Annotated in this window: 23 protein-coding genes and 1 tRNA gene; 13 read left to right on the top strand and 11 right to left on the bottom strand. The window is 70.9% G+C overall.

Features of this window, described 5'->3' with window-relative positions; all coding sequences use genetic code 11:
* Positions 1-13: 13 nt before the first annotated feature.
* Positions 14-589: a dCTP deaminase gene (dcd, locus tag J2S59_RS06425; RefSeq protein ID WP_068119474.1), complete on the bottom strand. Its 576-nt coding sequence runs from the start codon at positions 587-589 to the stop codon at positions 14-16.
* Between the two features lie 56 nt (positions 590-645).
* Here dcd and J2S59_RS06420 point away from each other — a divergent pair, with 56 nt between their 5' ends.
* Both J2S59_RS06420 and J2S59_RS06415 read left to right on the top strand, forming a co-directional pair.
* A complete protein-coding gene (locus J2S59_RS06420; protein WP_306824932.1) occupies positions 646-1,443 on the top strand; it encodes an SGNH/GDSL hydrolase family protein in 798 nt (265 codons plus the stop codon).
* 32 nt (positions 1,444-1,475) lie between these two features.
* A tRNA-Gly gene (locus J2S59_RS06415) sits at positions 1,476-1,551 on the top strand.
* A gap of 6 nt (positions 1,552-1,557) precedes the next feature.
* Here J2S59_RS06415 and J2S59_RS06410 read toward each other — a convergent pair.
* From J2S59_RS06410 to J2S59_RS06395, 4 genes are read right to left on the bottom strand one after another with little or no spacing between them, the layout of a single operon-like run.
* Complete coding sequence (locus tag J2S59_RS06410; protein WP_370871475.1) at positions 1,558-2,499, bottom strand: LLM class F420-dependent oxidoreductase; 942 nt, start codon at positions 2,497-2,499, stop codon at positions 1,558-1,560.
* 20 nt (positions 2,500-2,519) lie between these two features.
* A complete protein-coding gene (locus tag J2S59_RS06405; protein ID WP_068118311.1) occupies positions 2,520-2,912 on the bottom strand; it encodes a VOC family protein in 393 nt (130 codons plus the stop codon).
* Entirely contained in the window at positions 2,803-3,741 is a 939-nt protein-coding gene (locus tag J2S59_RS06400; RefSeq protein ID WP_220138336.1) for a sterol desaturase family protein, read from the bottom strand. Before J2S59_RS06400 ends, J2S59_RS06405 begins: the two co-directional genes overlap by 110 nt.
* Positions 3,729-4,454: a FadR/GntR family transcriptional regulator gene (locus tag J2S59_RS06395; RefSeq protein ID WP_068118308.1), complete on the bottom strand. Its 726-nt coding sequence runs from the start codon at positions 4,452-4,454 to the stop codon at positions 3,729-3,731. The genes J2S59_RS06400 and J2S59_RS06395 overlap by 13 nt, the downstream gene beginning before the upstream one ends.
* A gap of 73 nt (positions 4,455-4,527) precedes the next feature.
* On the opposite strand from J2S59_RS06395, the gene J2S59_RS06390 reads away from it, so the two are divergent.
* Together J2S59_RS06390 and J2S59_RS06385 are read left to right on the top strand one after the other, a co-directional pair.
* Positions 4,528-5,175 (top strand): DUF2461 domain-containing protein, encoded by a 648-nt coding sequence (locus J2S59_RS06390; RefSeq protein WP_068118307.1) that lies wholly within the window; start codon positions 4,528-4,530, stop codon positions 5,173-5,175.
* A gap of 32 nt (positions 5,176-5,207) precedes the next feature.
* A complete protein-coding gene (locus tag J2S59_RS06385; RefSeq protein WP_068118305.1) occupies positions 5,208-5,666 on the top strand; it encodes an acyl-CoA thioesterase in 459 nt (152 codons plus the stop codon).
* On the opposite strand, the gene J2S59_RS06380 is transcribed toward J2S59_RS06385, so the two are convergent.
* Both J2S59_RS06380 and J2S59_RS06375 read right to left on the bottom strand, forming a co-directional pair.
* Positions 5,656-6,030 (bottom strand): nuclear transport factor 2 family protein, encoded by a 375-nt coding sequence (locus J2S59_RS06380; RefSeq protein ID WP_068118301.1) that lies wholly within the window; start codon positions 6,028-6,030, stop codon positions 5,656-5,658. The two genes, J2S59_RS06385 and J2S59_RS06380, sit on opposite strands and share 11 nt — an antisense overlap.
* A 1-nt stretch (position 6,031) precedes the next feature.
* On the bottom strand, positions 6,032-6,496 hold the full coding sequence (locus tag J2S59_RS06375; protein ID WP_181641637.1) for a nuclear transport factor 2 family protein: 465 nt from the start codon (positions 6,494-6,496) through the stop codon (positions 6,032-6,034).
* A gap of 122 nt (positions 6,497-6,618) precedes the next feature.
* Between J2S59_RS06375 and J2S59_RS06370 the strand changes: the two genes are divergently transcribed.
* On the top strand, positions 6,619-7,746 hold the full coding sequence (locus J2S59_RS06370; protein ID WP_306824930.1) for a hypothetical protein: 1,128 nt from the start codon (positions 6,619-6,621) through the stop codon (positions 7,744-7,746).
* Here the strand turns inward: J2S59_RS06370 and J2S59_RS06365 are convergent.
* Both J2S59_RS06365 and J2S59_RS06360 read right to left on the bottom strand, forming a co-directional pair.
* Positions 7,709-8,161 carry an RrF2 family transcriptional regulator gene (locus tag J2S59_RS06365; RefSeq protein ID WP_068119885.1) on the bottom strand — a complete coding sequence of 151 codons (453 nt, stop codon included), beginning with the start codon at positions 8,159-8,161 and terminating at the stop codon, positions 7,709-7,711. The two genes, J2S59_RS06370 and J2S59_RS06365, sit on opposite strands and share 38 nt — an antisense overlap.
* A gap of 17 nt (positions 8,162-8,178) precedes the next feature.
* A complete protein-coding gene (locus J2S59_RS06360) occupies positions 8,179-9,099 on the bottom strand; it encodes a sulfite exporter TauE/SafE family protein (RefSeq protein ID WP_306824929.1) in 921 nt (306 codons plus the stop codon).
* Between the two features lie 219 nt (positions 9,100-9,318).
* Between J2S59_RS06360 and J2S59_RS06355 the strand changes: the two genes are divergently transcribed.
* On the top strand, positions 9,319-11,193 hold the full coding sequence (locus tag J2S59_RS06355; RefSeq protein ID WP_068123271.1) for an acyl-CoA dehydrogenase: 1,875 nt from the start codon (positions 9,319-9,321) through the stop codon (positions 11,191-11,193).
* A gap of 101 nt (positions 11,194-11,294) precedes the next feature.
* The gene (locus J2S59_RS06350) at positions 11,295-11,498 is read left to right on the top strand and encodes a hypothetical protein (protein ID WP_068123268.1); all 204 of its coding nucleotides are present in this window, start codon (positions 11,295-11,297) and stop codon (positions 11,496-11,498) included.
* Positions 11,499-11,511: 13 nt separating this feature from the next.
* On the opposite strand, the gene J2S59_RS06345 is transcribed toward J2S59_RS06350, so the two are convergent.
* Positions 11,512-12,261 carry a hypothetical protein gene (locus tag J2S59_RS06345; protein ID WP_068123265.1) on the bottom strand — a complete coding sequence of 250 codons (750 nt, stop codon included), beginning with the start codon at positions 12,259-12,261 and terminating at the stop codon, positions 11,512-11,514.
* 161 nt (positions 12,262-12,422) lie between these two features.
* Here J2S59_RS06345 and J2S59_RS06340 point away from each other — a divergent pair, with 161 nt between their 5' ends.
* The 6 genes from J2S59_RS06340 to mnhG are packed head-to-tail and all read left to right on the top strand — an operon-like array spanning position 12,423 to position 18,891.
* Complete coding sequence (locus tag J2S59_RS06340) at positions 12,423-15,362, top strand: Na+/H+ antiporter subunit A (RefSeq protein WP_306824928.1); 2,940 nt, start codon at positions 12,423-12,425, stop codon at positions 15,360-15,362.
* A complete protein-coding gene (locus J2S59_RS06335; protein WP_181641561.1) occupies positions 15,359-15,949 on the top strand; it encodes a Na(+)/H(+) antiporter subunit C in 591 nt (196 codons plus the stop codon). The genes J2S59_RS06340 and J2S59_RS06335 overlap by 4 nt, the downstream gene beginning before the upstream one ends.
* Positions 15,946-17,646, top strand: coding sequence for a Na+/H+ antiporter subunit D (locus tag J2S59_RS06330; RefSeq protein ID WP_306824927.1), 1,701 nt, complete (start codon positions 15,946-15,948; stop codon positions 17,644-17,646). Before J2S59_RS06335 ends, J2S59_RS06330 begins: the two co-directional genes overlap by 4 nt.
* A complete protein-coding gene (locus J2S59_RS06325) occupies positions 17,643-18,221 on the top strand; it encodes a Na+/H+ antiporter subunit E (RefSeq protein ID WP_181641618.1) in 579 nt (192 codons plus the stop codon). Before J2S59_RS06330 ends, J2S59_RS06325 begins: the two co-directional genes overlap by 4 nt.
* On the top strand, positions 18,218-18,517 hold the full coding sequence (locus tag J2S59_RS06320) for an MrpF/PhaF family protein (protein WP_068118177.1): 300 nt from the start codon (positions 18,218-18,220) through the stop codon (positions 18,515-18,517). Before J2S59_RS06325 ends, J2S59_RS06320 begins: the two co-directional genes overlap by 4 nt.
* Positions 18,514-18,891: a monovalent cation/H(+) antiporter subunit G gene (gene mnhG / locus J2S59_RS06315; RefSeq protein ID WP_068118178.1), complete on the top strand. Its 378-nt coding sequence runs from the start codon at positions 18,514-18,516 to the stop codon at positions 18,889-18,891. Before J2S59_RS06320 ends, mnhG begins: the two co-directional genes overlap by 4 nt.
* 16 nt (positions 18,892-18,907) lie before the next feature.
* On the opposite strand, the gene J2S59_RS06310 is transcribed toward mnhG, so the two are convergent.
* The gene (locus tag J2S59_RS06310; protein ID WP_306824926.1) at positions 18,908-20,746 is read right to left on the bottom strand and encodes an NHL domain-containing thioredoxin family protein; all 1,839 of its coding nucleotides are present in this window, start codon (positions 20,744-20,746) and stop codon (positions 18,908-18,910) included.
* Positions 20,747-20,779: the final 33 nt, after the last annotated feature.

Genomic DNA, 20,779 nt, shown 5'->3' with positions numbered 1-20,779 from the left:
GGGGTCAGGCGACTCAGATCTCGGTGCGGTGGAAGCTCTTCGCCGAGCGCGAGGGGGTCGGTCCGCGCTGGCCCTGGTAGCGCGAGCCGTACTTCTCCGAGCCGTAGGGGTGCTGCGCCGGCGAGGAGAGCCGGAAGAAGCAGAGCTGGCCGATCTTCATGCCCGGGTAGAGCTTGATCGGCAGGTTGGCGACGTTGGCGAGCTCGAGGGTCACGTGCCCGTTGAAGCCGGGGTCGATGAAACCCGCCGTCGAGTGGGTGAGCAGCCCGAGGCGGCCCAGTGACGACTTGCCCTCCAGGCGCGCGGCCACGTCGTCGGGCAGGCCGACGGTCTCGTACGTCGAGCCGAGCACGAACTCGCCGGGGTGCAGGATGAACGGGTCGTCGCCGTCGGGCTCGACCAGTCGCGTGAGGTCGGGCTGGTCCTCGGCCGGGTCGATGTGGGGGTACTTGTGGTTCTCGAAGGTCCGGAAGAAGCGGTCGAGACGCACGTCGATGCTCGAGGGCTGCACCATGCCGGCATCGAACGGGTCCAGGCTGACCCGGCCGGCGTCGATCTCGGCGAGGATGTCGCGGTCGGAGAGGAGCACGGAGCCAACCTAGTGCCCGGCTGAGGTCCTCGGCGGACGACCCGGACAATGGACGCATGGTCTTCCAGCGCTACGTGGCCCTCGGCGACTCCTTCACCGAAGGGGTGGGCGACCACGACCCGACCCGACCCAACGGCCTGCGTGGGTGGGCCGACCGGGTCGCGGAGGTGCTCGCGGCGCGCGCCGACGGGGCCGGGCAGGACTTCGGCTACGCCAACCTCGCGATCCGCGGCCGCAAGCTACGCGCGGTCATCGCCGAGCAGGTCGAGCCGGCGATCGCGCTGCAGCCCGACCTGATCACGATGTACGCCGGCGCCAACGACATCCTGCGTCCCAAAGTGGATCTCGACGAGCTGCTCGCCGAGTACGACGCCGCCGTACGCCGCCTGGCCGCCACCGGCGCGCGGGTGGTGTTGTTCACCGCCTTCGACCCGGGCGGGTCGGGGCTCTACCGCCCCATCCGCGGCAGGTTCGCGCTCTACAACGAGCTGCTGCGCGAGATCGCCGACGAGACCGGCGCGACGATCGTCGACTTCTGGCGCATCCGCGACCACAAGGACTGGCGCCTGTGGGACGAGGACCGGATGCACATGAGCGCGCTGGGCCACCACCGCGTGGCGGTGGAGGTCCTCGACGTGCTCGGCGTCCCGCACGACCTCGAGCCCACCCGCCTCGACGACGCGCCCCCGCCGGCACCCCGGCTCCAGCAGCTGCGCGAGAACGCTGCCTGGGCGCGCGAATACCTCGTGCCCTGGGTCCACCGCCGGGTCACCGGCCGCTCCTCCGGTGACACCGTCAGCCCGCGCTACCCGACGTACGGGCGACCCGGCACAGGAGCCGACCAGCCCGTGTAACATCTGCCGCGTCGCCGGCTCGCCGACGACGTGCGGACGTAGCTCAGTTGGTAGAGCGCGACCTTCCCAAGGTCGATGTCGCGAGTTCGAGTCTCGTCGTCCGCTCCACTCCGCTCACACGTGCGGCATGACCTCCGCCGCGACCAGCTCGAGGTGCTCGAGGTCCGACAGGTCGAGGAACTGCAGGTAGACCCGCTCGGCACCGGCGGCGGCGTACGCCTGGATCTTCTCGACCGCCTCGGCGGGGGTGCCGGCGACGCCGTTCTCCCGCAGCTCGGCGGGCTCGCGGCCGATGGCGGCCGCACGGCGCTCGATCTCCGCCTCGTCCTTGCCGACGCAGACCACGAGCGCGTTGGACCAGGTCATCGTCGACGGGTCGCGGTCGATCGCCTCGCAGGCCGCGCGCACCCGCGCGAACTGCTCCGTCGTCTTCTCGATCGAGACGAACGGCAGGTTGAACTCGTCGGCGTAGCGCGCCGCCAGCGCGGGCGTGCGCCGCTTGCCGAGACCACCGATGAGGATCGGCGGGTGCGGGTCCTGGGTCGGCTTGGGCAGAGCCAGCGAGTCGCTGACCGGGTAGAAGGCCCCGTCGTGGGAGAACTTCTCGCCCGTCGGCGTGCGCCACAGGCCGGTGACGACTGCGAGCTGCTCCTCGAACCGATCGAAGCGCTCACCGGTGCTGGGGAACGGGATGCCGTACGCGGTGTGCTCGGCCTCGAACCACCCGGCACCGAGACCGAGCTCGACCCGGCCGCCACTCATCTGGTCGACCTGCGCGACCGAGATCGCCAGCGGGCCAGGGAAGCGGAAGGTCGCCGAGGTCATCAGCGTGCCGAGCCGGATCGTCGAGGTCTCTCGCGCGATGCCGGCGAGCGTCAGCCAGGCGTCCGTGGGGCCGGGCAGCCCGTCGGTGCCCATGCCGAGGTAGTGGTCGGAGCGGAAGAACGCGCCGTACCCGAGCTCCTCGGCCTTGCGGGCGACCGCGAGGAGGTCGTCGTACGTCGCGCCCTGCTGGGGCTCGGTGAAGACACGCAGCTCAGTCCGTCCAGTAGTCATGCCGCCGAGCCTAGAAGGCCTCACCCACCCGGCGCGAAGAGGCAGAACGGATGCCCGGCCGCATCGAGCATGACGCGCACGAGCTCCTGCGGCTGGTGCTCGGCCTGCCGGGCGCCCAACCGTTCGGCTCGCGCGACGGCGGCGTCGAGGTCGTCGACCCCGATGTCGAGATGCAGCTGCATCTGCTGATCGCCCGGGCCCGCGGGCCAGCGCGGCTCGAGGTGCTCGTCCTCGCGCTGGAAGGAGAGCCCGACCTCACCCTCGCCCGGCTGCGGCTTGATCACGACCCAGTCGGGGTCGTCGTCATCGTCGCGGTAGCGCCAACCCAGGAGCTCCACGTAGAACGCGGCGAGCCCGCGCGGGTCCGGAGTGCCGAGGACGGTGTTGGCCAGGCGGAAGGTCGGTGCACTCATGCATCGACGTTAGGGCGCCAGCCAGGCCCGCGGAAGAGGTAGCCCCACCGGTCGTGCCACGACGACGCCGCCCGTACGTCGCGCCAGATCGCGCCGACTCCCCGAAGGCCACCTTGACCGGGTGGAAGGTCTCGATGTTCTTGGTCAACCCATAGCGCACCCGCTCGACCTCGGGCTCGAAGGTGCCGAAGAGCCGGTCCCAGACGATGAGGATGCCGCCGAAGTTCTTGTCGAGGTAGCCCGGGTTGGAGGCGTGGTGCACCCGGTGGTGCGACGGCGTGTTCATGACCAGCTCGACCGGCGCCCAGAGCCGGCCGACCCGCTCGGTGTGGATGAAGAACTGGTAGAGCAGGCTGACCGACTGCTGCAGCAGGATCGCCCACGGGGGTACGCCGAGCAGCGCGAGCGGCAGCCAGTACGGCAGCGACGACATCGGGGTCCACGGCTGCCGCAGTGCGGTGGAGAGGTTGTAGAACTCGCTCGAGTGGTGCACCACGTGGCTGGCCCAGAAGATCCGGATCGTGTGGTGGGTGCGGTGGTACCAGTAGTAGAAGAAGTCGTCGAGGAAGAACACCAGCACCCACGCCCACCAGGCGTCCATCGGCAGCCGCAGCGGGGTCAGCAGGTAGGCGGCCGAGTAGGTCGCCACCACCACGAGCTTCCAGCCGATGTTGACCACGACGTTGCCCAGGCCCATCGCGATCGAGGTCGCGGCGTCCTTCTTCTCATAGCCGAGCTCGTCGTCGTCCGGCAGGAGGTAGAACGACGCCGCCTCGATCACCAGCATCAGGACGAAGACCGGGATGGCGGCCTGGATCAGGTCGAACACGTCGGCTCCAGGGACGGGCGCAGGGACGGTCGCAGGGGCAGGGAGAGCAGGTGCTGGGCATCGGCCAAAGCGCCCGCGGCGTCGCGCGCCGCGATCCGCTCGGCGAGGGCGAGGTGGGCGGCGCGGTCGGCGTACTCCTCGAGGAGGCCGGCGAAGCGCTCCGCGCCGATGCCGGCGATGCTGGACGCCAGCGTGTTCAGGCCCAACCGGTACGCCGTGTTGTGGGCGCCGTCGACCACCGCGGCCCAGAACACGAGGTCGATCGCCACGAGCTCCTCGGCCGGCACGGGAGCGAGCGGGTAGTCCTCGGCGGCTGCCACGATCGCTGCGACCTCGGTGTCGCTGGCGCGCTCGGCGCACAGCCGGGCCGCGTCGGCGCCGACGGCCGCACGCATCTGCAGGATGTCGTCGATCAGCCGCGCCGGCGGGACGGCGCCGCTCGTCGCGAGCGCGACCAGGGAGTCGAGGCCGGCGTGCCGGCGCCAGTCCCGCACGCGGGTCCGCCCGCCCTGGCTGATCGCGACCAGACCGGCCTGCCGCAGCCGCTTCAGACCCTCGCGGACCGCGTGTCGGTTCACGGCGAAGCCTTCGGCGAGGTCACGCTCGGACGGCAGCGCAGCACCCGGGACCAGGCGGCCACTGAGGATCTCCTCGGTGAGGCCGGCGTAGACGGCGTCGCTGACGGCGGTCCGGGACACGGGGGCGATGGGCACGGTCCGAGGCTCGCCCGGCCGTTCCGCCCTTGTCAACTGGTTGGACCAGTGAGCGGACTCGTACGCTCGCGACATGTCCGATTCCGCCCCTTCCGCCGGTCCGTTCGCCGGATTCCCCGAGGCCGCCCTCGACTTCTACGACGACCTCGAGCTCGACAACACCAAGTCGTTCTGGGCCGAGCACAGGCACGTGTGGGAGAGCGCCGTGCGCGACCCGATGCGGGCGCTGGCCGCTGCCCTGGCCGAGGAGTTCGGCGAGGCACGGATCTATCGCCCCTACCGCGACGTGCGCTTCGCCAAGGACAAGACGCCCTACAAGACCCACCAGGGCGCCTTCGTGTCCGTCGCGCCGCGGACGGGGTGGTACGTCCAGATCGGCGCGGCCGGCGTCCGCACCTCGGCCGGCTTCTATGACGCCGACGCCGAGCAGCTGCACCGCTTCCGCTCGGCGGTCGACGACGACATCCGGGGTCCCGAGCTCGCGCGCCTCGTCGCCCACCTCGAGGGCACCGGCTGGAAGCGCGTGGGCGACCGGCTCAAGACGACGCCCCGCGGGTACGCCGCGGACCACCCGCGCATCGACCTGCTCCGCCATCGCTCCCTGTCGGTGGATCGCCACCACGGCTTCGCGCCCTACATCCATACCGCCGAGCTGGCCGACAAGGTGCGCGCGGACTGGCGCGAGGCGCGCGAGCTCGTGGAGTGGCTGGGGCGGCTCTGAACCCGGCGTACGCCGCTGGGAGGATGCGCTCCGTGGGAGCGACGTACGAGTGCGAGATCCAGGCGCGGCTGCGCGACATCAACATCGGCGGCCACGTCGACAGCGTCGAGGCGGTGCGCATCATCGACGAGGGGCGGCTGCGGCTGCTGCACTTCGCGGACCTGCCGGGTCGCGAGCACCCCGGGCTCTACGGCGCACGTCCCGACCACGTCGTCGACCTGATGGCCAGCCAGCGCGTCGACTACCACGCCGAGATGCGCTTCGTTGCGCACCAGCCGTTCCTGTTGCGGATCTGGGTCGACCGGATCGGTCGCTCGTCGTTCACGATCTCCACCGAGCTGCGGGTCGCGGCCGACCGGCCGCCGGCGCTGCTCGCGCGCACGACGATGGTGCTCTGGGACACCACCACGGGGACGTCGTGGCCGATGAACGACGAGATCCGTGGCGCCCTGGAGGCCTACCTCGGCGACCCGGTGGCGCTCAGACCGTGACGGCGTCCGACGCGCCCCAGTAGGCGCGCATCGAGGTGATCCGGCCCTCGTCGTCGAAGGTCATCACGTCGATCGGCGTGATCTTCTGGGCCATCTCGCCGAAGTCGATGGTGAGCTCGAAGGAGAACGCCGCGTGGCCGGCGACGACCTTGGCGTCGAGCATGCGCGCGGAGCGCTTCAGCGAGCCGAGGCCTACGTAGAACTCGAGCAGCTGCTCACGCCCCCGGCGTACGTCGGTGCCGACCGGGTCCTCGACCGTGGCGTCGTCGGCGAAGAGCGCCACGATCTCCTCGCCGGTGCCCTCGCCGACCAGGCGGACGTAGGACTCGATCGTGGTGCGGACCTGCTCGTCGCTCGCGGGCATGTCAGGACTCCTTCCGGGCGGTGGCCATGGCGCGCACGGGCTCCCAGTAGGCCCGCATGGAGGCGACCCGCCCGTCGTCGTGGATCTCGTAGACCATCACCAGGTCGGTGTCGACGACGGTGCCGTCGGCGAAGCGGGTCGTGATCGTGCCGACGTTGGCGCACGTCGTGCCGTTGGCGTGCGACTCGCGGATGTGGAAGCGGAACCGCTCGATCGTCGCGATCGTCAGGTCCCAGAACGCCCGGATCCCCTCGTGACCGCGGTGCCCCTTCCCCTCGGGGTCGAACATCGACGGCCCGACGGGGTCCTCGATGACGGCGTCCTCGGCATAGACCGTCAGCCACTGCTCGAGGTCGCCCGCCGACACGGCGGTGTAGGAGCGCTGCGAGGCCCGGCGTGCGGGATGGTCGTCGTTGGGGGCGTCCCACACGATCGCGTCGACGTCGACGCCGTCCAAGGTGATCATGCGCGCATGCTAGATGGAACACGTTCTAGTTCGATAGGGGTCGCGGAGGTTTCACGGCATCCCCCTCGCGCCGCCACCCGGGGTTCACCCGCGCGCCGTCCGACCCCGCCAGCCTGCGCTGCATGGCCAAGCGCACCGTCCACCTCCACATCGGCCCACCCGGACCCGCCTCCGATGCCGTCCATGACGGCCTCCTCCAGCAGCGCTTCGCCCTCGCGTCGGCCGGCTTCCACGTGCCGGCGACGTCGGCGTACGACGCCCTCGCGACCGAGATCGAGCTGTGCCGCACCCACCGCGAGCACGGACTGCGCCGCTCCGAGGTCGAGGGCACCTGGGCGCGGTTGGCCCAGGAGGCCTGGCGGTCGTCGCGCGACGTGCTGATCAGCGTCCCCGGCCTCGCCGCCGCCCCGCCCGACGGCCGGGCTCTCGCCTTCGACGCGCTCGCGGGCCTCAAGGTGCACCTGGTCCTCACGCCACCCGACCCGGGCACCGCGCTGACGAGCGCCTGGAGCGCCGCAGTGCGGGCGGGACGGCGTACGTCGTTCGCCAAGTTCGCCCGCCGCGCGCTCGACCCCACCGCCACGAGCGAGCACGCGGCACACTTCCGCAGCACCTACGACCTCCCGACGGTGCTCGACGCGTGGGCACCACGGCTCAAGCCCGCTCGCGTCCACGTCATCACCGCACCGGCGCAACGACCCGGGCTCCCCGTCGGACCCACGGTCTGGCAGCGGTACGCCGCCCTGCTGGGGACCGACCTCCCGGACCACGCTCCCGCGGGGACGGCCGAGAGGGAGTCCACGGACCCAGGCCCCGTGCCGGCCCTGGACCCGCACGACGCCGCGGCCCATCTCGAGGTGCTGCGGCGCGTCAACCGCGCGCTGGACGGCCGGCTCAGCCACCCGTCGTACGCCGCGGTGGTCGCCCCGCTCTTCGGCGAGGTCACACCGCTCGCCCTCCCCCATCTGGGGCCGGACCCGCGCACGGCGCCGCTGCACGACGTGCTGAGCGACCTGGCGCGGGAGTGGACCGCGACGCTGCTCGCTCGCGGACACAGCGTCCACGGCGCGCCCGACGACCTGGTGCCGCAGGTGCCGCCCACCGCGCCCCACCCCGACGACGTGACCACCAAGGAGCAGCTCGAGGTCGCCACCGACCTCTTGGCCGAGGCGATGCTCGACCTGGCTCAGCTGCGCCGCGACAACGAGCGGCTCAGTGCCACGCGTCCTCGTCGGTGGTCCGGCTGGTGACCTCCGCGGGCAGGTCGCGGTCGGCGAGGTGGGCGATGGAGACGTTCTCGAACACGTCACGCAGACTGCTGCGCGCCGCGATCCACACGTGCTGCAGCACGTCGGCGCGCTCGTTGTAGGTGACCGCCTCCGGCCGCAGCCCATAGACCGACACCAGCGGACCGTCGACCGCGCGGATCACGTCGGCGACGCTGACGTCGGAGGCGGAGCGCGCCAGGCGCCACCCCCCGGACTGACCGCGCTGGCTGACCACCACGCCGGCGCGGCGCAGGTCGGCGAGGATCGCCTGGAGGAAGCCGTGGGGGATGTCCTGCAGACGCCCCAGGGTCTCCGCGCTCACCGGACCCTCGTCGGTGTGCCGTGCGATCTCGATCAACGCCCGGAGGGCGTAGTCGGACTTGGCGGAGACGCGCATGGGCCAAGTCTGTCAGATCACGTGACTTGCGCGACTCTCGCTGCAGCCTCGTCGGCAGCACGCGCGCCCTCGCGCGCGAGCCGGTCGGCGCGACCCGCCCGGACGGCCCAGACGACCGCCGCGATCCAGCCGACGACCAGGGGCACGAGGACGAGACCGATCACGCCCGCGGAGAGACCGCCGTTGTCGAGCAGGGTGCGCACGTTGGTCACGATGATCATGCCGCCCGCGGCGACCCCGAGGACCCGCGGAGCCAGGTGCCGGACGAGGTACGCCGCGAACGGCGCGGCGAGCACGCCGCCCGCCAGCAGGGCGATCGTGAAGGACCACGGCACGGCGTCCAGCTGCAGGGCGAGCAGGAACCCGAGTGAGCCGCCCACGGTGACGCCGAACTCGGTGGTCGAGATCGAGCCGACGACCTTGCGCGGCTCCAGCCGACCCGACGACAGCAGGGTGGTCGTCCCGATGGGGCCCCACCCGCCGCCACCGATGCTGTTGACCGTGCCGCCGACGAACCCCATCGGCACCAGGAACCACGCCGAGGGGCTGCCCTTGAAGGTCGGGCGACGACCCGCGAGCAGCAGGAACCGCAAGAAGACGTAGGTGCCGAGCACCAGCAGGATCGTCGCCACCATGGGCGTGGCCACCGCCACCGACAGGCTGACGAGGAAGAACGCGCCGACGAACGCGCCCACGGCCCCGGGCAGCGCCAGGATCGACACGGTCCGCCAGTCGACGTTGCCCATCTTCGCGTGGGAGACGCCCGAGGCGAGCGTCGTACCCAGCTGGGCGAAGTTGACCGCGGCGGACGCGGCGGCCGGGGCGATGCCGACGGCGACGAGCATCGAGGTGGACGTGACGCCGTACCCCATGCCGAGGGAGCCGTCGACGAGCTGGGCGACGAACCCGAAGATCGCGAGCAGGACGAGCAGGAACATCGGCGGGACTCCGGTCGGACGCGCGGGGCTGCGGGCAGGAGGCCCGCGGGTGGGGCCTAGGACCAATGTATATCGATAAGTCCACTACACAAAGTCCATCCGATGAACTTAGGCGTGTTGCCCAGTTCGCGGCCCTGTGCTTGCACCGCCCACCGGCCCAGCGCATAATGGATGTTACTGACTGGTAAGTAACACCCGAATGCACCGAAGGTGGGGACCGTGAGTCACTACAAGAGCAACCTCCGCGACATCGAGTTCAACCTCTTCGAGGTGCTCGGTCGTGACGAGGTCCTGGGCACCGGCCCGTTCGCCGACGTCGACGCCGACACCGCCCGCGAGGTCCTGGCCGAGGTCGACCGCCTCGCTCGCGAGGACCTGGCCGCGTCCTACGAGGACAGCGACCGCAACCCGCCGGTGTTCGACCCCCAGGCGCACGCGGCACCGCTGCCCGAGTCGTTCAAGAAGAGCTACCGCGCCTGGATGGACGCGGAGTTCTGGCGGTTGCAGATCACCGAGGAGCTCGGCGGCACGCCGGCTCCGTCCAGCCTCAACTGGGCGATCGGCGAGATGGTGCTCGGCTCCAACGCGCCGATCCACATGTACGCCGCCGGCGCGCCGTTCGCCGGCGTGGTCTGGAAGAACGGCAACGACCGCGACAAGCGGGTCGCCCAGATCATGGTCGAGCGCGAGTGGGGCTGCACCATGGTGCTCACCGAGCCCGACGCCGGCTCCGACGTCGGCGCCGGCCGGGCCAAGGCCACCCCCAACGACGACGGCTCGTGGAACGTCATCGGAGTGAAGCGGTTCATCACCTCCGCCACCCACGACATGAGCGAGAACATCATGCACCTGGTGCTCGCGCGCCCCGTGGGCGTCGACGGCGTCGGCGGCCCGGGCACCAAGGGCCTCTCCCTCTTCTGGATGCCCGAGCACCACTTCGACCACGAGACCGGTGAGCTCACCGGTGAGCGCAACGGCGTCTACGTCACCAACGTCGAGCACAAGATGGGCATCAAGGTCTCCAACACCTGCGAGGTCACCTTCGGCGACCCGCAGGTCGGCGGTGGCGAGCCGGCCAAGGGCTGGCTGCTGGGCGAGGTCCACGACGGCATCGCGCAGATGTTCGACGTCATCGAGAACGCCCGGATGATGGTCGGCACGAAGGCCATCGCCACGCTGTCCACCGGCTACCTCAACGCGCTCGAGTACGCCAAGGAGCGCATCCAGGGCGCCGACCTGACCCAGGCCTCCGACAAGACGGCGCCGCGCGTGACCATCACCCACCACCCCGACGTGCGCCGGTCGCTCATGACCCAGAAGTCGTACGCCGAGGCGATGCGTGCGCTGGTGCTCTACACCGCGACCTGGCAGGACAAGGTCATGGTGGCCGCCCACGCCGGCGAGCGCGACGAGCTGGCCGAGCGGGTCAACGACCTGCTGCTCCCGATCGTCAAGGGCTACGGCTCCGAGCGCTCCTGGGTGCTGCTCGGCACCGAGTCCCTGCAGACCTTCGGCGGATCGGGCTTCCTCCAGGAGTACCCGATCGAGCAGTACGTCCGCGACGCCAAGATCGACACCCTCTACGAGGGCACCACCGCGATCCAGGGCCAGGACCTGTTCTTCCGCAAGATCGTCAAGGACCAGGCCCAGGCGCTGACCCACCTCGCGGGCGAGATCGACGGCTTCGTGAAGTCCGAGGCCGGCAACGGCCGGCTCAAGGCCGAGCGCGAGCTGCTCGCGACCGCCCTCGAGGACGGCCAGGCCATCGTCGGCCTGATGATCGACACGCTGATGTCGGCCGACGCCAGCTCCGGCGGCGACGTCCGCAACATCTACAAGGTCGGCCTCAACTCCACCCGGCTGCTGATGGCGCTCGGCGACATCGTCTGTGGCTGGCTCCTGCTCCGCCAGGCCGAGGTCGCGCTGGAGAAGCTCGGCGGCGAGGTCGGCGAGAAGGACAAGGCCTTCTACGAGGGCAAGGTCGCCGCGGCGCAGTTCTTCGCCCGCAACGTGCTGCCGAAGATCACGGCCGAGCGGACGATCGCGGAGGGTGTCGACCTCGAGCTCATGGAGCTGGCCGAAGCAGCGTTCTGATCGGCAGGCTCCCCGGCATGGCCAGCCCGGCGGACGGGTAGGAGCCCCAGACCCTGTCCGCCGGGCGGCACCGACGCCGCCCATCGAGGAGGTTCTTGAAGATGGGTATCGGAGTCGGCATCGTGCTGTTCGTCATCGGCGCGATCATCTATTTCGCACTCGAGCTCGACATCGCCGGTCTCAACGACGCGACACTGGGCATCATCCTCATGGCCGCCGGCGCCATCGGCGTCGTCATCGGCCTGATCATGAATCAGCAGCGCACCCGCACCAAGCACGTCGAGGAACGCCGGATCCAGGACTGAGCCCCACGCGGGCTCAGGATCCGGCCTGCTGCGCCGCCCGCTGGTGGAACCGGCGGGCGGCGTACTTCCCGGCCTCGTGGTTCACGATCTCCACGTCGGTCGCGCGCCGCAGGCCGTGCTCGGCGACGTAGTCCCCGGGCTCGGCCGCGTAGTCGACCCGCTCGTCCTCCAGGCTGATCCGCCAGCGGCAGTGCACGTCCCCCGCGTCAGCGCGCGGCGGCAGCTTCATCGGATCGATCCGGATGTTGGCGTTCCATCGGCTCGCCCCGTGCCGGAAGCCGAAGAGCTCGAGGTGCCCGCAGATCTTGTTGACCATGTAGTCCATCACCGCGGGGCCGTACTTCTCGCCCATCTCCGGCACCAGGCACTGCGGCGTCGACATCGTCCAGTCGCCGCCCTCGGTCTGCTCGAAGACCATGTGCATCCGTGACGCCATGGCCGGCAGGCACTGCCACACCTTCAGCGGCGTGGTCACCTCGTCCTCGTCGGCGAAGCCCATGAGGGTGCTGATGGTGACGTTCTCGACGTCGCCGGCACCCCCGTCGGCGAACCACGCCTCGTGGTGCATCTCGTCGGCGATCTCCTGGCCGAAGCGCTTGACCGCCGCGTCGTACCACTTGCGGTTGACGGTGCCGTAGATCGCGCCACCGATCTCGACCAGCTTCTTGAGCCCCTCCTTCGAGAAGTCGTCGAGTCGCAGGTCGGGCTCGAAGGGACCGCTGTAGTCGTCGAGCTCGTCGGAGTCGGAGAACTGCAGAGACACGAGGGTTCCCTTCGCCGCGCGGAGGTGGTGCAGGTGTGGAGCTCGCACCGTAGACCGGGCGATGCCGCCTGCACAACAGATACATAGATGTCTGTATGTGAATATCCGTCGACCGCACAGGGCCGCGCGAGGAAGGCCCGGCCCGCACCCGTAGAATCACCATGACCGTCCGGCCCACGATCGACCGGAGGCCCGTTCTGCTTGTTCTCCTGCTCCTCCATCTCGTGGCCGGTGTCCTCGCGCCGGTTCTCGTGCGTGCCTGGGGAACCCGTGCTTTCCTCGCTCTCGCGATCGCGCCCCTGGCCGCCTTCGGCTGGGCGCTGGCCGTCGCCGGCGACGTCTTCGACTCCCCGCGCGTGGAGGAGCTGAGCTGGGTCCCCGCCCTGCAGATGGACCTGACCCTCACGGTGGGCCCGCTCCAGTGGTTGATGACGCTCATCGTCGCCGGCATCGGCGCGCTCGTGCTGGCGTACTGCACGTGGTACTTCTCCGACGACGAGTCGGGGCTCGCCAACCTCGCCGGCACCCTGACCGCCTTCGCCGGCGCGATGCTCGGACTGGTGTGGGCCGACAACCTGCTCGTGCTCTACGTCTTCTGGGAGCTCACGACCGTCTTCTCCTACCTGCTGATCGGCCACGACCCGGCCAAGCGGGCCTCGCGCAGCGCGGGGATGCAGGCGCTGATCGTCACCACCTTCGGCGGGCTCGCCATGCTCGTCGGCATCCTGCTGCTGCGCGCCCAGACCGGCACCTTCTCGGTCACCACCCTGCTCGAGGACCCGCCCGAGGCCACGGGGCTCGCGATCGTGGCGGTCGTCCTGCTGCTGCTCGGTGCCATCACCAAGTCCGCCCTGGTGCCGTTCCACTTCTGGCTCCCCGGCGCCATGGCCGCGCCCACTCCGGTGAGCGCCTACCTGCACGCGGCTGCCATGGTCAAAGCAGGCGTCTTCCTCGTCGCCCTCCTCGCTCCGGCGCTGGCCCACATCCCCGGCTGGCGCGAGCTGCTCCTGCCGCTCGGCGTCGCCACCATGCTGCTCGGCGGCTGGCGGGCGCTGCGGCAGTACGACATCAAGCTCCTGCTCGCCTACGGCACGGTCTCCCAGCTGGGCTTCCTGCTGACCCTCGTCGGGTCGGGCACCCGCGCCGCAGCGCTCGCCGGCATGGCGATGGTGCTCTCGCACGCCCTGTTCAAGGCGGCCCTCTTCCTCATCGTCGGCATCGTCGACCACAACGCCGGCACGCGCGACCTGCGCAAGCTCTCCGGCGTGCGCTCCCGGATGCCCGTCGTCGCGACCGCCGCCGCCCTGGCCGGCATCTCGATGGCCGGCCTCCCGCCGCTGATCGGCTTCGTCGGCAAGGAGAGCGCGTACGCCGCCCTGCTCGACATCGCCTCCGACGCCGGCGGTGACGGCACCGGGCTGGCTCCGTTCACCGGTTGGGTCATGCTCGCCGGCATCACAGCCGGGTCCGCGCTGACCGCCGCCTACACCGCTCGCTTCTGGTGGGGAGCCTTCGCGCACAAGCGCGGCGTCGAGGACACTCCGGTCACGCCGGTCGCTGCGCCGTTCGCGGCCGTCCCCGTGCTGCTGGCGGGCCTCAGCGTGGTGCTGGCCTTCCTCGGCAAGCCACTGACCTCGGTCATCGCGCCGTACGCCGAGCAGTTCCCCGAGGGCGTGCACGAGCCGTACCTCGCGCTCTGGCACGGCTTCGAGCCGGCGCTGGGGCTGTCGATCCTGTCGGTCCTCGCCGGCCTGGCGATGTTCGTCTTCCGCGCGAAGGTCGCCACCGCGCAGGCGGCGCTGTCGTCGACCGTGAGCGCCGAACGCGGCTACCAGGCGACGCTGCGCGGTCTCGACCGGCTCGCGGTCGAGGTCACCGGCTTCGTCCAACGAGGCTCGGTCGGCATCTACCTCGGCGTCATCATGATCGTGGTGGTCCTGGTGCCGGGCTCGGCGTTGCTGTGGCAGTCGGGCTGGATGGTCGACGTCGTCGCCTTCCACAACCCGCTGCAGCTGCTGCTGGCGATCGTCCTGCTGGCCTCGTCGGTGCTCGTCGCGCGGTCACGGCGCCGCATGCGTGCGGTGATCCTGGTCGGCGTCACGGGCTATGCCACGGCGATGCTCTTCCTCATCCACGGCGCCCCCGACCTGGCGCTCACGCAGATCCTGGTCGAGACGGTGACGCTGGTGGTCTTCGTGCTCGTCCTGCGCCGGTTGCCGGAGTACTTCACCGACCGCCCGCTCGCCCGCATGCGCTACTGGCGCATGGTGATCGCCGGCGGGCTGGCCGCGGCGTTCGGCACGTTCCTGCTCGTGGCCTCGGGCGCCCGCACTGCGACGCCGGTCTCGGAGGGCTTCCCCGAGGCCGCCGTCGACTTCGGCGGCGGCAAGAACGTCGTCAACGTGACCCTCGTCGACATCCGCGCGTGGGACACCTTCGGGGAGATCTCGGTGCTCGTCGTGGCCGCGACCGGCGTGGCGTCGTTGCTGTTCATCGACACCCGCAACGCCGGCATCCGCCGGGTCCACGAGATCCCCTACCCCAGCGAGGTCACCAAGGTGCCTGTCGCCGGCGGGCGACGGGTGTGGCTGCCCGGCCCGCGGACGCTCGCGCCGGACCGCCGCTCGATCCTCTTCGAGGTCATCACCCGGCTGATCTTCCACACGATCATGCTGCTGAGCATCTATCTGCTCTTCGCCGGCCACAACAACCCCGGCGGGGGCTTCGCCGCCGGTCTGGTGGCCGGGCTGGCGCTCATGGTGCGCTACCTCGCGGGCGGACGCTACGAGCTCGACGAGGCCGCACCGGTCGACGCAGGTCTCCTGCTCGGTGTCGGCCTGGCGGTCGCCGCGATGTCCGCGGTCGTGCCGGTCTTCTTCGGTGGAGCCGTCCTGCAGTCGGCTGTCATCGACCTGTCGCTGCCGGTGCTCGGCGAGGTGCACCTCGTCACGGCGCTGGGCTTCGACGTCGGCGTCTTCCTCGTGGTCTTCGGCCTCATGCTCGACCTGCTGCGCAGCCTCGGCTCCGGGATCGACCGGCACATCCGGCGCGAGGAGCGCGAGGCCGAGGGGTCCGGACGGGCGACGGGGGCGATCGTGTGACCACCAGTCTCTCGCTCCTCGCCGCCGCGGTCGCCCTCGTCGGGGTCGGCGCCTACCTCATGCTCGAACGCTCGCTGACCCGCGTGCTGATCGGGCTGGTGATCCTCAGCAACGGCGTCAACCTGGGCTTCATCGTCGCCAGCGGCGATCCGGGCGAGCCGCCGCTGCTCAACGAGTACTCCGCCTTCGACATCGCCGACCCGCTGCCGCAGGCCCTCGTGCTGACCGCGATCGTCATCACCCTCGGCACCGTCTCGTTCGTCCTCGCGATGGCCTACCGCAGCTGGCAGCTCGCCGGCAACGATGACGTACAGGACGATGTCGAGGACGCCGCGATCCGGCGTCTGGCGGCGGCCGACGAGGCGTCCGACGCCTTCGACCTGACCGTCACGGCCAGCCCGGACGACGCCGACGACGAGCCCACCGAGGAGGAGGGTTCCTCGTCACGACCGGTGCCCGACTTCGAGGAGTCCCCCCCGACCTGGGAGGAGCCGGAGGACCCCGGCGCTACTCCCTTCGAGCCGAGCGCGGACCTCGGCGTACGCCATGAGACCCCCCTCATCGACGAGCAGGAGGACCGCCCGTGAGCGCCGAGCTGCTCGTCCCGTTCCCCGTCCTGCTCCCGCTGCTGGGAGCCGGACTCGCCCTGTGCCTGTCGCGCCGGCCGCGGGCGCAGCGCGCCGTGACGGTGGTCGTCCTGATCGCCGTGGTCGCGATCGCCGCAACCCTCACCTACCTGTCGGACCACGGCGAGCCGCTGGTGCTGTGGATCGGGGCGTGGGAGCCACCGCTGGGCATCAGCCTCGTGGCCGACCGGGTCTCGTCGCTGATGCTGCTCGTCTCAGCGGTCGTGGCGCTGGCCGTCCTTATCTACTCCATCGGCCAGGGCATGACCGGCGACGAGATCGAGACGCCGGTCTCGATCTACCACCCGACCTTCCTCGTGCTGGTCGCCGGCGTCGCCAACGCGTTCCTGGCCGGCGACCTGTTCAACCTGTTCGTCTCGTTCGAGATGCTGCTGTTCGCGTCCTACGTGCTGCTGACGCTCGGTGGCACCGAGTCCCGGATCCGCGCCGGCACGATCTACGTCGTCGTCAACATCTTGAGCTCGATGCTGTTCCTCGTCGGTGTCGCGGTCACCTACGCCGCGACCGGCACCGTCAACCTCGCGCAGCTCTCCCTGCGCCTGCAGGAGATCCCCGACTCCACGGCCCTGATGATCCAGCTGCTGCTGCTGGTCACCTTCGCCATCAAGGCGGCCGTCTTCCCGCTGTCGTTCTGGCTGCCCGACAGCTACCCGACCGCGCCGGCGCCGGTGACGGCGGTGTTCGCCGGCCTGCTGACCAAGGTCGGTGTCTACGCCATCCTGCGGATCCAGACGCTGTTGTTCCCCGGCTCCGAGCTCACCGAGCTGTTGCTGTGGGCGGCGCTGCTGACGATGTTGATCGGGATCCTCGGTGCCGTCGCCCAATCCGACATCAAACGTATGTTGTCGTTCACGCTGGTGAGCCACATCGGCTACATGATCTTCGGCATCGGCCTGGCGACCCACGCGGGCTACTCCGGGGCCGTGTTCTACGTCGCCCACCACATCACCATCCAGACCGCGCTCTTCCTCGTCCTGGGCCTGGTCGAGCGTCGCGCCGGCTCGACGTCGCTGGTGAAGCTCGGCGGGGTCGCGCGGCTCGCGCCGCTGCTCGCGGTGATGTTCTTCATCCCGGCGATGAACCTCGCCGGCATCCCGCCGCTGTCCGGCTTCATCGGCAAGGTGGGGCTGCTCGGCGCCGGCATCGAGGAGGCCACCTGGCTCTCGTACGCCGTCGTCGCCGCCGGCACCGTGACCAGTCTGCTCACCCTCTATGCCGTGGCGAAGACCTGGAACCTCGCGTTCTGGCGCACGCCGCAGCAGGCGCACGAGATGGCCGTGGCGATGGCCGAGCTGGAGCAGACCCGCTCCGGCATGGTCGGCGAGCAGTCCCTGATGCGCCACCGTGGCCATGTGCACGCCGGCACGCAGCTGGTGGACGAGGAGACGCTGCGCCAGGCCCGCGAGGCGCTGCTGGAGGAGGGCAGCGACGAGGACCTCCACGAGCTGCTCGAGCAGCGCAAGCTCGAGACCACGCTGCCCAAGACGATGGTCGGCTCGACCGCCGGCCTCGTCGCGGTGAGCGTCGCGCTGACCCTCGTGGCCGGCCCGCTCTACGGCTACACCGACCGCGCCGCCGACAACCTGCAGCAGCGCGAGGTGTACGTCGACGCCGTGCTGCCGGAGGGGGAGCGATGAGCCCGGAGATGCGGACCCGCCGCGACGGCTCCGTGCGACCGCGCCGCAAGAGCGCCATCCAGCTGGGCACGGTGGTGTGGATGGCACTCGTGTGGTGCCTGTTCTGGCGCGACCTCTCGATCGCCAACATCCTCAGCGGCGCCGTGCTCGGCGTCGCCATCCAGTGGGCCTTCCCGCTGCCCCCGCTGCGGCTCGAGGGCGGGGTGCGGATCGGCGGCCTGCTCGCGATGCTGTATATGTTCGTCACGCAGATGGTGGTCGCCAGCTTCGAGGTCGCCGGGCACGTGCTGCGCACCACGCGCAAGCCGCAGCCGGCCGTCATCGAGATCGACCTGCGCAGCGAGTCCGACTTCGTGATGACGATCGTCTCGCTCATCGTCTCGCTGATCCCGGGCAGCGTGGTGGTGGAGGCGCGCCGCTCCACCCACACGCTGTTCATCCACGTCCTCGACGCGCAGGACTCCGACGGGGTCGAGAAGGCCCGCGCCAGCGCGCTGAACGTGGAGAGGTACGTGGTCCGCGCCTTCCCCCCGACGCGCCGTCGTGACCGCGGCACCACGGAGGTCGGCTCGTGACCAGTGCCGTCGTGTTCATCACCGCGGGCATCCTCGGCCTGTGCGCGCTCGCGCTCACGGTCCGCATGACGATCGGCCCGACCGTGCTCGACCGTGCGATGACCTTCGACATGGTCGTATCGATCACGATCATCGGGTTGGCGCTCTATGCCGCCGTCCGCCGCGAGGTCGACACCGTGCCGATGCTGCTCGCCCTGACCCTGCTCGGCTTCGTCGGCTCGGTGAGCATCGCGCGGTTCATCGACCCCCGCGACGTCGACGACGGGGACGACGACAACGAGGAGGGGCCGTCATGACCGACGCCGACACCTGGGTGCAGATCGCCGACATCGCCGCGTCCCTGTGCTTCCTCGCCGCCGCCGGCTTCGCCTTCATCGCCGCGCTCGGCGTCGCCCGCTTCCCCGACCTGCTCACCCGCATGCACGCCGCCACCAAGCCTCAGACCGTCGGCCTGCTGCTCGCCCTCCTCGGCCTCGGCCTGCGCCTGCGCGAGCCGTGGGCGTTCGGGGTGCTGGTGCTCATCGGCCTCTTCCAGTGCCTCACCGCCCCCATCGCCTCCCACATGATGGGCCGTGCCGCCTTCCGCGCCGGCCAGGTCCGCGACGAGTTCCTCATCGCCGACGAGCTCAGCCCCGTCATGGACCACGAGGAGCCGCGCGGCGCCCCCTGAGGAGTGCCGCGCGGGATCAGCCGCCGAGCGGCAGGTCGAGCCGTGTGGGACCGTCCGCGACGACCCGCACCGGGATCCCCCAGTCCTGCTGGTGCACATGGCACGCGGCGCCTTCGGGGACCTCGCCGGTCTCGTCCGGCGCATCGCACGACGCCGCGCGCGCTGCCACGTGGAGCACACCGTCGCCGACGGCGGCGTCGAGCTCGAGGACACGCACGAGATCGGTGTCGCGCCCCTCACCGGAGCGCAGCAGCGCCGGCGGCGTGGCAGAGACGACCAGCTGGGTCGCCGGCCCGAACCGGTCGTCGACCTTCTGGCCGGGCGGCGGCGTGAACCCGACGCGGAGCTCCACCGCGCCGGGACCGAGCTCGGTCACGGGGCGCTGCGTGGTGTGGGCGAACCCGTCGACCGCGCGCCCGGCGTCACCCAGCCGGATGCCGGTCACCTCGTGCGCCGCGGACTCCACGACGAGCAGGAGGTCGCCGACGACGGCGGCGCCGGACGGCTCGCGCAACCCGTCCGCGAGGGTCGACACCGTGCCGGCCTCGGGGTCGTAGCGGCGTACGGCGCCGTTGTAGGTGTCGCACACCGCGACCGAGCCGTCGGGGAGCACCGTGACTCCGAGCGGGTGCTGCAACAACGCCTGGTCGGCAGCGCCGTCGCGGAAGCCGAACTCGAACAATCCCGTGCCGATCGCCGTACCGACGGTGCCGTCGGCATCGATCCAGCGCAGGGCCGACACCTCGCTGTCGGCGAGCCAGAGCCGGTCGCCGGCGGCGGCGAGACCCGAGGTCTGGGCGAACCACGCCTGCTCGGCCGGACCGTCGACCAGACCCTCGTTGGTGGTGCCGGCGACGACCGCGACCTCGCGCGTGCGCGGGTCGAAGGTCCACAGCTGGTGGATGCCGGCCATCGCGACCCAGACCCGGTCCTGCCACCAGGCCACGGCCCACGGGCTCGACAGCCGGTCGGTCCCGTCGCCGGGGCGCCATTGCTGGCCATCGCCGGCGAGCGTGGTGACGGTGCCGTCCTCCAGACGCACGCCGCGCAACGCGTGGTTGACGGTGTCGGCGACCACGACGTCGTACCCCACCTCCCGCGTCACCTCGGCGGGCAGTAGACAAACGCCGTTGGGCTCGCTGAACCGGGCGTCGTCGGGGACACCGTCGACGAACCCGCGGACCCCCGCCCCGATCCGGCGTACGACGGTCGCGGCGTCGGGAGCGAGCACGGTGAGGCGGTGCGCGCCGGCGTCGGCGACCAGGAGGTCGCCGGACGCCAGCTCCAGGACCTCGGCGGGGAAGCGCAGGGCGGACGTCGCACCGCGAGCGGGCGTGTCGTTAGTCCCTTCGATACGCCTCGTCCCTCGGCTACTCAGGACAGGCGGGCGGTGAAACTGCGCCCCCCTCCGATCTTCCAGGAGGGCGTCGATGGCGTGGGCGTGCCCCTCGCCGGCGTACTGCGCGACGACGTAGCCGTCGGGGTCGATCAGGACGAGGGTGGGCCAGGCGCGGGCCGCGTAGGCCTGCCAGGTGAGGAGCTCGGGGTCGTCGAGGACGGGGTGGGTGACCTCGTAGCGCTCGACGGCGGCGGCGAGGGCACCCGCGTCGGCCTCGTGGACGAACTTCGGGGAGTGGACGCCCACGACGACCAGGTGGTCGGCCCACTTCTCCTCGACCGGGCGCAGCTCGTCGATGACGTGCAGGCAGTTGATGCAGCAGAAGGTCCAGAAATCGAGCAGCACCCACTGCCCGCGGAAGTCACCGATCGAGAACGACCGGCCGTCGGTGTTGAGCCACCCCCGCCCGAGGAGCTCGGGGGCGCGGACGCGGGGGGTGGTTCCGTTCGCAGGCACGCTCTCCATTGTGCGGGGCCCTAGGGTGCGTGG

Origin of the sequence: Nocardioides massiliensis, assembly GCF_030811215.1 — a bacterium.
Classification (GTDB): Bacteria; Actinomycetota; Actinomycetes; order Propionibacteriales; family Nocardioidaceae; genus Nocardioides_A; species Nocardioides_A massiliensis.
The sequence above is the reverse complement of the archived record's forward strand: the minus strand, read 5'-3'. Positions and strand labels throughout refer to the sequence as shown.

What these genes read in the sequence shown, in the direction of transcription:
- J2S59_RS06420 (WP_306824932.1), top strand. Translation starts at nt 646, where the DNA reads ATGGTCTTCCAGCGCTACGTGGCCCTCGGCGACTCCTTCACCGAAGGG.
- J2S59_RS06410 (WP_370871475.1), bottom strand. Translation starts at nt 2,499, where the DNA reads ATGACTACTGGACGGACTGAGCTGCGTGTCTTCACCGAGCCCCAGCAG.
- J2S59_RS06405 (WP_068118311.1), bottom strand. Translation starts at nt 2,912, where the DNA reads ATGAGTGCACCGACCTTCCGCCTGGCCAACACCGTCCTCGGCACTCCG.
- J2S59_RS06390 (WP_068118307.1), top strand. Translation starts at nt 4,528, where the DNA reads ATGTCCGATTCCGCCCCTTCCGCCGGTCCGTTCGCCGGATTCCCCGAG.
- J2S59_RS06380 (WP_068118301.1), bottom strand. Translation starts at nt 6,030, where the DNA reads ATGCCCGCGAGCGACGAGCAGGTCCGCACCACGATCGAGTCCTACGTC.
- J2S59_RS06375 (WP_181641637.1), bottom strand. Translation starts at nt 6,496, where the DNA reads ATGATCACCTTGGACGGCGTCGACGTCGACGCGATCGTGTGGGACGCC.
- J2S59_RS06370 (WP_306824930.1), top strand. Translation starts at nt 6,619, where the DNA reads ATGGCCAAGCGCACCGTCCACCTCCACATCGGCCCACCCGGACCCGCC.
- J2S59_RS06365 (WP_068119885.1), bottom strand. Translation starts at nt 8,161, where the DNA reads ATGCGCGTCTCCGCCAAGTCCGACTACGCCCTCCGGGCGTTGATCGAG.
- J2S59_RS06360 (WP_306824929.1), bottom strand. Translation starts at nt 9,099, where the DNA reads ATGTTCCTGCTCGTCCTGCTCGCGATCTTCGGGTTCGTCGCCCAGCTC.
- J2S59_RS06350 (WP_068123268.1), top strand. Translation starts at nt 11,295, where the DNA reads ATGGGTATCGGAGTCGGCATCGTGCTGTTCGTCATCGGCGCGATCATC.
- J2S59_RS06340 (WP_306824928.1), top strand. Translation starts at nt 12,423, where the DNA reads ATGACCGTCCGGCCCACGATCGACCGGAGGCCCGTTCTGCTTGTTCTC.
- J2S59_RS06325 (WP_181641618.1), top strand. Translation starts at nt 17,643, where the DNA reads ATGAGCCCGGAGATGCGGACCCGCCGCGACGGCTCCGTGCGACCGCGC.
- mnhG (WP_068118178.1), top strand. Translation starts at nt 18,514, where the DNA reads ATGACCGACGCCGACACCTGGGTGCAGATCGCCGACATCGCCGCGTCC.